A 12669-nucleotide genomic window follows, 5' to 3' on the forward strand; every position below is an offset into this window, starting at 1 on the left:
AGACCACGACGTGATCAGCAGCCGCATTGAGCGGCGCTGCGCTACGAGAAATTACCACTTTTGGCGCGAGGTCGTCACGTTGGTTTTCCCTCCTAATGGCGGTTCGTCAGCTGCACGCCACAAGCGGCGTCAGCCGGCATTCGATTCAAGTCTACCGCGTGCTGGCGGCCGATGATGGAAGCGGCCACCAAGCAGGATATTCGGAATCAAAGGAGAACCGAGTCAGCGATAAGCGTTCGCTACCTGTGTAGGAGCGGAAGAAACAGGCTTCTCAATGCCTTGTTGTCGAATACGTCGCCTTCCTGTGGCTTGCTGCCACCAAACGACGGTGAACTGGAGACATCGGTTTCTTCCCCGAGCTTGACAATGCGCTCCTCGACCTTCTTCAAGGCGGTCGATACCACTTGGGAGGCCATGTTGACGCGCTTCGAGAGCTTGCGGATCGTATCAATATGTTCGTTGAGGGTCGATTCCGAATCCATCTCCTCGACGACAGATCCAACGTTCTCGATCTCATCTCTTATCGCATCATCATGCGCGCGGAAGAGGCGGTCGGTAAGAAGGTGGCGCCATTCGTCGACTGCATCGGATATCTTCTCCAGTTCGTCAGGCGTCATGGGCGATTCGAGCATCGAGATGGCTGCCGTCTCGAGATAGTCGGCCATTTCGATGGCACCCGGAAGGTCACCGAAATAGTCTCCGTCTCTCAGCTTCGCGATCAGTTCGATTGCCTCAGCGCCGTCGCGCCATGAGTCCAAGCCATCGACTGGCGAACGCGCCAGGACGAGCGCGATGTCCGAAAAGCGGGTATTTTCGGTTGCCAACCACAAATCTATCAGTAACCGGATGCGATCGGTATTCGACAGCCCCCGAGCATGGCGTGTGGGGCCGTAATGTCCACGAACGACCGTCCATGTCGGCTCCGTAGCGAATCGCTCCGCCGCGTCAATCAAAGCAACGCCGAGCTTCCTTTGGAAAGTCTCCGACCGACTTAGACGCGCGCCGAATCTCCAGACGGCCTGCGCCCAGTCGGTCTGACGCGCGCCGCGGGCAATCTCGAGCAGGAGGGTCTCGTCCTCGAGATATCCTGTCAGATAGTCCCGCAAGGAAGGATTCACGAAACCGACCTGCGTGCCTCTTATCGTGACGAAGTCCCCCTCTAGCACCCGCAGGGATTCTTCAAAATCCTTCGGTCCGTGGCTCTCGCCGTACTTGGCGCAGAGTATCGGATGCATTCCGTCGTAGGACTCCCGCAGCTCATCGATGCTGACGCCGTATTGCGAGCCGAAGAAGAGTGCGATGAGCAGATGCTGCCGGGTCTTCGAGATGTGACTGCGGAAGGCGATGTCCCACAATTGACCTGGATGATCGAGGGCGTGCAGGAACGAGGCCGGATAGTCCTCGGCTGCGATCTCTTCGATGCGGCTGGTGTCGGTCATCCATTCTACGATGCGAGGATTATAGTTCTTGTGGTCGACGATCTTCGCGATGTCGCTTGCGACGAGTGCCGCAATGTGGCCTGCGGGCGTTTCCGCGGCCAGAAGATGGTTGTAGATGATGCGCGCTTTGATGCGCCGCGTGTACGCCCCCACGTCGAGGACGTACCGGCTTACGTCCAGGCGCCGGTCCGCGAGATATTCTGAGACCTGGCGTGCCTCTGCGAGTATGTATGCCCTCGTCGTGAGGATGAACCGGGCGTTCGGCGACTTGCGGACCCGCTTGATGAATCTGGCGAGTTCGGAGTCCTTATGGGCCAGCGCATGACGATCCAACGCCACCTTGCCCAGGAAGTCGTCGAAGAGAAATATCTGCTTTCCCTTGTCTTCGATTGCGGCCAATCCGTCTTCGAGGCTCCTGATGGCGATGAGTTCCCAGCCCTCGGCCAGGTACGCATAGCATAGCATTTCCGCCAGGGTGGTTTTGCCGACGCCAGGGGGCCCGGATATGATGACCACATGGTTCGCTTCCAGCGTGTCGCGCGCTCCGTCGAAACTCGGATTCGAAGCATAGATCCGGACCTTGGATTCGATCTCCTCCTTTGTGATCCTGTTGTAGGCATGGGCCGCCGACCGCACGACCCGGTCGAGCACGGCGGCGTCGGACAGCCAGAGCTTGATGTGAGATTTGACGATGTCGGGATATTTGCGGAGCAGGGCGTTCAGATCGCCCGGCCCCAGAATGTCGTCTTCGCCCGACAGCGACGGGCCTATCGCCTCCGTGAGTTCGGATTTGTTCTTCGGCGTGAGGGGGCATGATGTCGCCAGAATGTAGCGGCCGGGAGCCAAGCCTTCGATGGCGCTGCGCTCACGCTTCATCTGCGACTTGAGCGAGGCGTAGGAGGATCTTCCGTAGTGCTTCGCCTGTAGGATCGTGGCAGCGCCGCCTCGCGCATGGCGTCCATCCACGCCTCCGTCGGGACCGGCCGCGAAGGCCTCGAATCTAACGCCGAATTCCCGTCCAACGAGATCCCGAACCAGATCCTCGAAGTCCGCCGGCGAAAGGTTTCCGAAATCGTAGGCCACGACTCAAAGCTCGTTGTAAATCGGGATCGAAGCGGCGTGCGCGTCGACGACTTCGACGACTTTCTTCTCCAAGGGGAGATCTGCCTTGCGCTCGGCCCACATCTTCTTGAAGCGTTGGACGGTTTCCGCGGCCGTATCGATGGCGAGCTTCTCCGAGATCTTTGCCTTCGCCGCCAGATGTTTCAGCTCGTCTACGGAGAATTCCGCCATCTTCTTCGTGCGCGAATAATTCAACGCCATCTTGTCCTCGGCGATGTACGGTATGGTCGACAGCAGATCGTAGGCGGGCGACAGAACCGGCATCCGGCGGTCGGGATAGATCAGCGACCAGTTCTTCAAGTGCATGTCGGCGTTGCCGATCAGCGTGCTGAACACGAGGCGTCGGACAAACTCGGCGACGCCGGCCTCGCCGGTCTCGATGCCCAGGACACGCGCGATGCTCCGATAGTTAGCCTTGTCGTACTTTTCGTCCGGGAACACGCCGAATACCTGCGCAAAGTCCTCCATGTGGACCGGCCCGTCGGCAGTGCGGTCGAACCGCTTGATGGCGAGCGCCCGTCCTTTCAGCTCACCGATACCGTCCGGAAGTCCCTTGATCGCCCCGACATCGATAAGTTGGAGCTCGGGCACTTCCATGCCCATGTCCTTCGCCAAGCTCATCATCGAGTATTCGTTCTCGGGCACGCCCGGGTACTGATGGGACGGCAGTTTGACGATCCACGAACCGCCGACGCCCTCGACTGGAATGGTTAGTCCGCCTTTCTTCGAATCATTCTTGAGCGCGGAGAACTTCAGCTGCACACCCGCGAGTGAGAAGCGCAGCATGTTCTGCCGTTCGTCCGGCGTGAGATCCTCCTCGACCTGGGGGGGCAATGCCTCCCCCTCCGTTGGATGGACCGACAGGGCACCCGGAAGGTCACGGCCCAGCATCCATAGGAGAAAGAACTCGCGCTTTTCCTTCACCCCCGCACGTTCAGCGAGGTAGCGACGCAGCGAGCCTTCCGGCAAAAGATTGGAGAAAAAGGGTGGAAGGACTTGCTGATAAGGTTTGAATGAGGTGAGCAGGTTTCCAAATGAATCCTTGAAGGACAGACTTAAAGTTGGGCGGGCGGGGTCGTCGATGTAATTCTGATTGAACGCGAGCAACGACCGGTCGCCCTGCACGAGCGTGAGTGTTGCGACCGGGATGTTGTATAGGCGTACGTCCAGGACCGATACGTTAGGCATCATCATCCTCGTCGTCGAGAGCGTAGGCAGGGCGGGGGGGCTCCACCTTGTGTGCGATCCGGTTGCGTAGATCCTGCAATACTCCTGCGGAGTTTTCCAAAACAGGCTTGGGTATCGGTTCGGAGTGATAGCTTCGCAAAGTGTCGACGACGTCGCTGATGAGGGCGAGGTCCTTCTTTGAAAGATGGACCTGCTTCAAGAAACGAAAGTATTCAGCGATGCGGTCTAGTGGCGCGGAGCTACCGTGGCGCTTCTTCTGCCTGGCAACGAGGCGTTCGGCCTTCGCGAAGAGGTCCGACAGTCGCTCCTCAAGGGAGAAATCGTTCGCGTTCGAGCGCAGTATGCCCTCAACCGCGGGGAGCAGCTTCTTGGGTACGAGCACGATTTCGAGGTCGAGTGCCCGAACCATCTGGATGAAGCTCGAGAGGCCCGGTTCGAGGCGACCGGTCTCAATCTGGGAGATGTGCGCCTGGGTCAAACCCGATCGGACAGCCAGGGCGCGCTGGCTCATGTGTTCTTGCGTGCGTTTCGCCTGAACTGTCCGGACAAGCTCCTCGCTCGAATACGACATGATCTACTATCCTAATCAAGGAAGTCGGATTGAGAATAATAATGTATCATGACCGATTCAAGTCCGATAATGATTTCTTATCAATTTAACATTTTTGATAATGAAAATATATCGTCGTGGTGGGGAAAAACGGTATTGTCTCAGTTTGAAATTTCTTCCAGTTCCCGCTTCTGATAGGGACCGCGCAGGCCCGGTGCCGTCCGCTTGTCAATCAGGGGCACGGCGTCTTCGCGAATTTTCAACAGCGGCGCGAGAAGTCAGGATGGGGCTCGAGGGAGGAGTTTATGCGGGCCTAAAAGGCGAAAGAGGCCCCCTTTTCGGGAGCCTCTTTCAAAGATGTTTAGACTCAGGTAGCGGCCCAAAGGCAAATGTCGCAACGCGCCATCACTCCCGGAGTGGTCAGGTTTATCGCTAACTAGCAGCCGCCTGTCAAGTTCCTTAAAAAATGCTCGGTCGTACCCTAAATGCCAGATATCTCTTACGAATTTTTAACAAAATTCTTTACCGACTATCTGCCATTTTCCCCAACCCCGAGCCAGGTTGAGGTTTTCCAGTCCGATTTGACCCTTGTAAGTCCTTTCCTACTTGAGGCCTCCCTGATCGAAGTCAAGGAGGGAACCAAGGGTCAAATCCTCAAATACCGCCCCAACGATTGGCGGCCCGCCATTTTCTCAGTCTACAATCGAAAGGTGGCTGAGCATGCTCAGCTTTTCCCGGTTTTCCATTCTTTCGAGAATGCTCTTCGCTCAACTGTGGCGGTAACTTTAGAGCAGCACTACAAGCACGCGCGCTGGTGGCGAGCCATTTACGAGGAGTTGAAAAAGGGCGGCAAGGCCAAAAACATTTCTCAGATCGGGGGCGTTCCGCTGGCCCGCCATGCCGCCTTTAGAATCGGTACGATCATCCAAGACATGGAAGGAAAGCAATTTCCTAATGGGCCGGTCGACGCGATGATGAATGGCTATGAGTTCATGCACGATTGCAATCTTGGCCAGATCCGCCAGCTCATCGAGGAGCACTGGACTATATTCTCGCCCAAGTTTCACCCGCTTAGCGTCGCTGATTTTACCGCCAAATTTGACAAGGTCCGTGAAGCACGGAATGCGGTCTATCACCATCGCTCGCTTTCCGGCATGTCCGATGTAGTTGCAGCCGCCGAAGAGTTACTGGACAAACTCGATTTCTGCCTGAAATTCGTCCACGGCAAAGTCGCTGAATGCGAGCCAACAAAGCTTTCCTTTTCCGTGGACGCAGAAAAGCGGCATCGCACTTGGATTGCCTAGCGTTTCAGCTCGCGAGGGAGAGACACGTCAAATGCCGTTCGACCATCAGTCAGAGGCTAATGAGGCGCCGAGAAAGATTGAGCTGGTTTTTAGCTCTGGCCGGGGCGTCCTGAAGGACGGCCTTCCTATCCCGCCGAGCGCCTACATCGCGCTCGGACGTTTGGCAGCGATATGGATGGGCGAATTAAAATAACGTCCGAAGAAACTTCATATCAGGCCCTCGAAAATCAAGTTGCCGACATAAAAGCTCTACTGGACGCATGTTTGGCCGAGGCTAAGGCTAGCTTTGCCGCCTCAAATTCAAACTGAGACACTACCGGAAAAACGTCAACGAAATGAGCCGCCCAAGTGGCGCCCTTGCCACAGCGATCCGGGTTTGAAGCCCGGTAGCTTCCCAGTTTTAATTCACAGGCATTTCCGCCAAGGACGAAATTCGTCAAGCCAGCACCGGCCGATGCTGGCGACATCTGGACGTGGACCGCGATTGATGCCGACTGGAAACTGGTCGGCTGCTCTTGCCCCGCTCGATCATTTCCGTCACCGGCAACTTACCGAACAAATGTGCACGGGTTTCGCGGACAGGATCATGCGGTGCGGACAGCCTTGCATAGGCCAAGTCGTAACTTTGCTGGAGTTCGTGCCCTGGTGACCCGATCGGGCAGATCGCCACCTGCGAGAGCAGGCAGTGGGCGTTGTCGGCAACCTCGGTCATGGGTCCGGTGGATCCTCCATTGTGCAAGACAAGATTCCGACCGGTGCGGTCGCGGTGGTTTCGGCTGGGCGAGGCGGACTGGATCGCCGCGCCGTGATTACGAAGCGTGGTGTAAAGCTAACGGCATCGTCCCGGCTTTCGACGAGGCAAACTACGGCTTCCTGAAGGCTCGCACGAGCAGGCGAGCTACGCAATTCAAGATACGCCGATGGTAGTGAGTAGTGAAACACTATGGGCGCTTACCACACGATTGGTCGGCAATTGCCTCGCATACTGAATCGCTCCGGGAGGCATCCTCGGCGGTTTATCGGGTTAGGTAGAACGCTTGGTTGCAATCCGCGGAATAGCTGCAATTACGCGAGCCATCGCCTGGATCGAAGCGTCTCCATAATCCTCGCCGGCAAACGCCCCAAGCGGATTGCAGCTTCATCTTGCCTGTGCTCCGAACGTATCGGGCGCAATTGACTCGATAGACCGCGATAGCTCGGGTAACGAGGGAAAGCCACGCGCATCAGCAGCGATCACCATGTTGCGGGAGGCGCTGCGTTTTCAGACCCGCTCCGACCGACACGTCGGAAACCGCGATAAGCGACGTTGCATTGCAGCTCATTGTCACCTGAGCTCCTCGATTCCGTTCCGGCATCGCCGCTGTCCTTCGTATTCCCGCACTCACCACATGGAGTCGGCAGCGCATCCTTGAACGGGGCGCTGCCGCGCGATCCTCTTGATTGGCCGCGCCCCGTCTTAGCGGCAGTTGCCTAGAAGAAGATGTTCGTAGACACGGAGAAATTCAGGGCATGTCCGATCTGCGGGGTGTAGGTAATGCTGGTTGGATTGTTTATGTATGTCAGTCCTACGCTTGTATAAATTCCCGGCGCAAGATGTGCGGTGTAGGTGGCCGCGATCGCCTTGCTGTCCCAATGAACGAGCTTGCCTTTCGCCAGCGCCGCGTCCACGGCCAGGTTGCTCCACACCGTATCGGTCGCGACGATGGAAATCTGGTCGGTCGGCCGCCAATCGAAAGGTCCGTTTACATAAAAGCGGAGCTCGTAGTACTGGCTGACCGTATTCAGATCGGGCGGGGCTCCCATGACCGAGAATCCGCCGTAGATCCCACGTGATGGCGAGTCCTGGACATTGGTCTGCCAAAACTGCCTGTCCGCGGCGATGTAATAGAAGGTGTTCGGATTGGTTCTCTGCTGATTTGGAAGCGCCAGACTTTTGTAGCTGCTGGTGTTGTAACCAGCACCCGCCCTCAGCCAGGTCTGCGGCGACCCCGGAGCGGCCTTGTTCAGATAGCCGGTCTCATCGAGGTAGAGAACGCCGGCATGCGTCGTGCTCCAGTTCAGGCCCGTGGGGTTTTCGGTGATCTGGGTGAACAGGCCGTCGGGACTGTCGGCACGCTGGAAAGACACCTTCGTGTACAGGTGATCATCGAAATTGTACTTCAGGTTGAGAGCCGGGGTCGGCGCCGGAGCAGCGCTCAGACCCCCCTGGAAGAGTATGCTCGACGATGGACCGAAAACATTCGAGCCGGCATTCCCGCCGACCACGGTGCCGGCGAATTCGTGTGAATTCCTGAGGTAGCCGACCTTGAGTTCGAGCTTTCTGTCCCAGAAAGTCTGATAGTAGGAAATCGTATTGATGCCCAGTCGATCCGGCCCGCCGGGTTGCCACGTCCAGGATTGCTCCTCGGCACCAACGACGATCTGGCCATCCGGAATGCCGTATCGGCTGAGATCATAGGTCACCCACATGTAGTTGACGGTGTTGAATGTCGGGTTTTGCCCATTGTAGAGCTGGTTGGCGATGGTGCTCTTGGCTGCATTAGGCAGCAGATTGTTTGTGTAGGTGACCTGTGACCACAAGAGATACCCAATACCGACTTCAGCCAGCGCAGATCTCACGCCTCCCGCATCCTGGACGACCGTATCGGCCGGACCGGGTATGCTGACGACCAATCCCTTTTCGCGAAGCTTTTCGAATTTTGCGAACGGGTTAGGCTTTTTTTGAATCATGTAAGCGGCAGCTTCGTTTGCCTCCCGCTTTTTGACGGGGGTCTGCGATCGCGCCGCGATGTCTGCGTGCCGTGCCTTTACCTTCTTCTGGCGTTGGTCTGCTGCTGGAACTGACGCCCGTTTCTGCTGAAGACTTCCTGTCCCGGCCTCATCCCGAGGAGTGCTTCTTGTGTCCTGAACACCGGCTGCGTGTGCCGGCAACACGGTGCCGGCAATCCATGCCGCTGTCGACAGCGCTACGACAAGCCCGCCCTGTCTTGTGATTGCCCGAAGCAGGACATCGTCTGCGGCCACGTACAGCGGCTCGCTGCGATACCCGTGCCCAACACATGTGCCCCCGGCACGGCTTTTGATCTCAACTCGCATAATACCCCCGAACAGGATGGATCCCTGGCGCGGGATCCATCGCATCCGGAGCGATACAAATGGATGACTATAATCGACTAATTAGATGCGAACTCTGGAAGATGCGATGGCTCGGAGCGCTCATGATAACTGACCGCGGGCACCCGTCCTGATGCGAGCTTTTCGACGTCCGGACCTGAGTGCGATCTTGAGTTCGGCAAACAGGCTTTCGCTGAAAGCCTGCATGTCGTCTGGTATTCACCGGTTGATATTTAGGGAGTATGCGAGGGTGCGTTTGGTCCCTCGTGGAGCCGACACACCGGTTCTAGCGCCACTCCGTCATTAATCGTGGCGAAGCTCGCCGCTTGTCTGTCGAGCCCCGCCGCGAGCAAAGACGAAAGAAGTGGAAGCCGCCGCTTGAGAGCAGTCCGCGAGGCGCAGGCAAGCCGGTGCACACGGGCCGCCTTGCGAGCTCTTGGACCATAGAAGAAGGTGGCAGGATCTGATTCTGGCCGAGCCGCGGCTCTTGCCTCCATATTCGGGTCGCAATTCCTCGACGCACGCCCAAACTCGAGCAGCAAAGGTCTCCGATCGCTCGATGGGCCGCTTCGCGGAACGGATTTGCTCAACATTGTTCGTGACGCACTGGGCGTGCACCGTCGGCGATGATGGCTTTGACCAACAGCACTCGACAGCGGAGCGTCGGAATAGCCGTCAGACCTCGCCCACTGCTGTTCGTAATCGACCTTCCTCATGTCTGAAGTCCGCCAAGATATCTCGGCGCGGCAGCGGGGAGCCATGTAACTGGTGGCAATTCTGCTGGCCCGCAGATGGCCTGCATACTGCATCCCCGCTCCAAGGGGCCGACCCCGTTTGAAGAACGATGCCTCCACAGCTTCGCGAGCAGCTCATGAGAGCGGACGTGAATTGCCACCGGAATGGACGTGAAATGATCCGCAGCGATCGAACCTTGCTCAACCAGGGACAGGCGCCGGCATGCGGTGCATGGCCGCGCCAACAAACGGGACCTGCCTGATCGTCGATTTCGAGTTTCCACGATGGGTGCAGCAACAGGATGGAGATACGATGCGCATCTGCGGCATCAAATTGACACATGATGGAGCGATCGCCCTCATAGAGGACGGGCGCCTTGTCTTCTGTATCGAACAGGAGAAGCGGAACAACAATCCTCGCTATCAGCATATTGTCGATCTGGATGACATCGTCGTCGCTCTGGCCGGGCAGGGTCTTGGTCCGAAGGATGTCGATGAATTCGTGATCGACGGTTGGCCAGGAGACATTGAGACGCGCTTCGACGTCGTCAGTCGTGGCAAGCCTGTAACTCTCAAAGGGGCGCCCTATCTCGAGCCGCACGCCAGCGGTTTGCTCGCTGGGTACGATGGCTCAGGCCTGATGCTCGGGGGCAAAGCCCTGCCTTACAGGAGCTATCCACACGTAACGGGGCATCTGGCCTCAGCATATTGCACGAGCCCCTTTGCGAAGGCGGAACAAGCCGCGCTCTGCCTCCTGTGGGACGGCGGGATACCTCCTCGGCTTTATCATGTGGAGCGCGGACAGGCCCGCTTTATTGAATCCCTGTTTCCGGTGATCGGTCATGCCTATGTGGTGGCGGGCCACAAGTTTGGTCCGTACAAGAGGCCGAACCGCTCCGGAGGAGGGGACCGGAGCATCGCCGGCAAGGTCATGGCCTACATCGCACTCGGGTCCGTCGATGAAGCTGTCGTCGCGGTATTCCAGGAGCTCTACGAGGAGCGTCTTGCGATGGACGGGAAGCTCGGCCGCAACTACCCCGGCGACGTCAAGAGCATCGACCACGCGCTTGCAGGTTTGCATGATTTTTTCGAAGCATCCATGGCAAGGCTGAAGGATCGCTCGCCTGAAGACGTGCTCGCATCCTTTCATGTTTTCCTCGAGCGTATGCTGGTGCGGGAGATGGACGCTGCCCTGCAGCGACATTCGTATCTGGCAGGAACACGGAATCTGTGTATCGCCGGCGGCTGCGGCCTCAACATCAAATGGAACACGGCGCTCCGCGGGGCAGCGCTGTTCGATACTGTCTGGGTGCCGCCGTTTCCCAACGACAGCGGCTCTGCAATCGGCAGTGCCTGTTCCGCATGGGCAGCGGACAAGGGGTTCGTCCCGATTGAGTGGTCCGTCTATAGCGGCCCGGATCTGCAGCACGGCGATACGCCGCCTGGATGGGAGGCTTCGCCGTGCAGCATGCATGAACTTGCGATGGTCCTGGCAGATAATCACCCGGTGGTCTTCCTCAGCGGCCGTGCGGAGCTTGGACCAAGGGCGCTGGGGGGAAGAAGTATCCTTGCTGCCGCGACCTCCGCGGGCATGAAGGATCATCTCAATGGCATCAAGCATCGGGAACACTTCCGGCCTGTGGCACCGATCTGCCTCGAAGATCGGGCGCCGGAATTCTTCAGCCCCGGAATGCCGGACCGCTACATGCTTTTCGAGCACCAAACGCGGGATGAACAGCGGAACAGAATCCCTGCCGTCGTGCATCTCGACGGGTCAGCTCGATTGCAGACGGTGCCGCGAGACTCCAGGCACGACGTCGCCTGGCTTCTCATCGAGTATGAACGGCTTACCGGCCTTCCACTGCTCTGCAATACGAGTGCCAATCATCGGGGATGTGGCTTCTTTCCCGACGTCGCAGCTGCCTGTGAGTGGGGACGGGTCGAACACGTCTGGAGTGAAGGGCTGCTCTGGACCAAAACGCCGGCAGCGAGCAGCTAGATTTCATCGCGAATCCGCTTTTGTTTCCGGCTAGGCGACCGGGCCGGCAGGATCGCGTCAATGCCGACTGCCAGCGTCGCCATGATGATTTGCAACTGGTCAGGACGGGCGTTGGAACGGCGTGATATCGATGCTGGCGCTGATGCCGATTGAAGCTCCAGACAATCTCGCTTACCCGCGCGGAAGCGCATCTCGAGCCTTACGCCACGCTGGTTGAAGCGACCGCCGCAGTTCAAAGACCTGTCCCTTTGCCTCGGTACCCGATCAACGTCGTGATGTGACCCCGGTCCATGAACGAACCTGCCGGCGAGTACGACAGCAGCAACTGACGAATGCGCGTCAAAAAACGTTCGCGACGCGGCCCCAGCGTACCTGGCGCACCCATCGCCGTGGAGGAGAGCCAGCCAAGAAGGTCATCGATAGTCCAGTGATATCGGTAATAGTGCCGAAGTTCGGTGATTTCATTGAAATCGGAAGCGGCAAGGACTTCCCGGTGAGATTGCTTCAGCAATGGCCGCACGCCGCCGGGGCCCGCGGGCAGGCTTCCGCCCCAGAAGTCCGTAATGTCCTTCACCATTGCTTCGTACCATTCTGAAGGTTCGGAATGCTCTCGCACGCGATCGATGATCGCGACGCATCCATCGGGTTTGAGGATTTGCGACAGCTTGGTCAGTACCGCAGCACGGTCCATCCAGTGGAACGCGAGCGCGACGGTTGTCAGGTCGAACGTCGAGGCCGGCAGTTGCAGATTTTCGGACGTCGATACGACGAAGTCCAGATTGCTGACTCCGAGCGTCGTCGCCATTCGCTTGCCTTCCTCGACCATCTCGCTGCTGGGATCGACGGAAAATACGTGCGCTACGGATTGGGCCAGAGGAAGGCCAATCTGTCCAGTGCCGGCACCAAGATCGAGCACGCGGCTGCTGGTCGTGAGCCGGCAAAGCCGGACCAGTGATCTGAAAACATCCTCCGGATAAGGTACGGCGTGCCGCGCGTAGTACGGCGCGGCACCGCTGAATATTTCACTTGCTACAAGCATGACTGCCTCCGCACCTTTGCCCCTGGCCGTTCACAAGTTGCCCCACGGTCAGCCAGGGGCGGTGTGCCGATCGGGGAGAAGTTCTGCACCGAATTCTTCATGTCGATATCACGCGTTTCCGGAAAGCGCGGCCGTGGGGAGAGGCTCGCTGCTGATGATCCCAGCCACGCTTTGCGAGCC

General features: G+C 58.1%; 8 protein-coding genes. 2 read left to right on the plus strand and 6 right to left on the minus strand.

Annotated features, from left to right (window positions below; translation table 11 throughout):
• Positions 1-239: 239 nt before the first annotated feature.
• Genes H8A92_RS03320 through H8A92_RS03330 form a run of 3 tightly spaced genes read right to left on the minus strand, consistent with a single transcriptional unit; the run spans position 240 to position 4320 of the window.
• Complete coding sequence (locus H8A92_RS03320; protein ID WP_229194433.1) at positions 240-2522, minus strand: nSTAND3 domain-containing NTPase; 2283 nt, start codon at positions 2520-2522, stop codon at positions 240-242.
• Between the two features lie 3 nt (positions 2523-2525).
• Complete coding sequence (locus tag H8A92_RS03325) at positions 2526-3749, minus strand: type II toxin-antitoxin system HipA family toxin (protein WP_229194434.1); 1224 nt, start codon at positions 3747-3749, stop codon at positions 2526-2528.
• Positions 3742-4320, minus strand: coding sequence for a helix-turn-helix domain-containing protein (locus H8A92_RS03330; protein ID WP_229194435.1), 579 nt, complete (start codon positions 4318-4320; stop codon positions 3742-3744). Before H8A92_RS03330 ends, H8A92_RS03325 begins: the two co-directional genes overlap by 8 nt.
• A 464-nt stretch (positions 4321-4784) precedes the next feature.
• Between H8A92_RS03330 and H8A92_RS03335 the strand changes: the two genes are divergently transcribed.
• Positions 4785-5603 (plus strand): hypothetical protein, encoded by an 819-nt coding sequence (locus tag H8A92_RS03335; protein WP_229194436.1) that lies wholly within the window; start codon positions 4785-4787, stop codon positions 5601-5603.
• A 436-nt stretch (positions 5604-6039) separates the two neighbouring features.
• Here the strand turns inward: H8A92_RS03335 and H8A92_RS03340 are convergent, their stop codons facing one another.
• A complete protein-coding gene (locus tag H8A92_RS03340) occupies positions 6040-6315 on the minus strand; it encodes a hypothetical protein (protein WP_229194437.1) in 276 nt (91 codons plus the stop codon).
• A gap of 758 nt (positions 6316-7073) precedes the next feature.
• Positions 7074-8627, minus strand: coding sequence for a carbohydrate porin (locus H8A92_RS03345; RefSeq protein ID WP_229194438.1), 1554 nt, complete (start codon positions 8625-8627; stop codon positions 7074-7076).
• A 1137-nt stretch (positions 8628-9764) separates the two neighbouring features.
• On the opposite strand from H8A92_RS03345, the gene nodU reads away from it, so the two are divergent.
• Positions 9765-11450 carry a nodulation protein NodU gene (gene nodU, locus H8A92_RS03350; RefSeq protein WP_229194524.1) on the plus strand — a complete coding sequence of 562 codons (1686 nt, stop codon included), beginning with the start codon at positions 9765-9767 and terminating at the stop codon, positions 11448-11450.
• Between the two features lie 232 nt (positions 11451-11682).
• Here the strand turns inward: nodU and H8A92_RS03355 are convergent, their stop codons facing one another.
• Complete coding sequence (locus H8A92_RS03355; protein ID WP_229194439.1) at positions 11683-12489, minus strand: class I SAM-dependent methyltransferase; 807 nt, start codon at positions 12487-12489, stop codon at positions 11683-11685.
• Positions 12490-12669 lie beyond the last annotated feature (180 nt).

It is taken from the genome of Bradyrhizobium acaciae (genome assembly GCF_020889785.1).
In the GTDB taxonomy this organism is placed as follows: Bacteria; Pseudomonadota; Alphaproteobacteria; order Rhizobiales; family Xanthobacteraceae; genus Bradyrhizobium; species Bradyrhizobium acaciae.

Coding starts and splice junctions, on each gene's coding strand:
- H8A92_RS03325 (WP_229194434.1), bottom strand. CDS start 3,749: ATGCCTAACGTATCGGTCCTGGACGTACGCCTATACAACATCCCGGTC.
- H8A92_RS03330 (WP_229194435.1), bottom strand. CDS start 4,320: ATGTCGTATTCGAGCGAGGAGCTTGTCCGGACAGTTCAGGCGAAACGC.
- H8A92_RS03335 (WP_229194436.1), top strand. CDS start 4,785: ATGCCAGATATCTCTTACGAATTTTTAACAAAATTCTTTACCGACTAT.
- H8A92_RS03340 (WP_229194437.1), bottom strand. CDS start 6,315: ATGACCGAGGTTGCCGACAACGCCCACTGCCTGCTCTCGCAGGTGGCG.
- nodU (WP_229194524.1), top strand. CDS start 9,765: ATGCGCATCTGCGGCATCAAATTGACACATGATGGAGCGATCGCCCTC.
- H8A92_RS03355 (WP_229194439.1), bottom strand. CDS start 12,489: ATGCTTGTAGCAAGTGAAATATTCAGCGGTGCCGCGCCGTACTACGCG.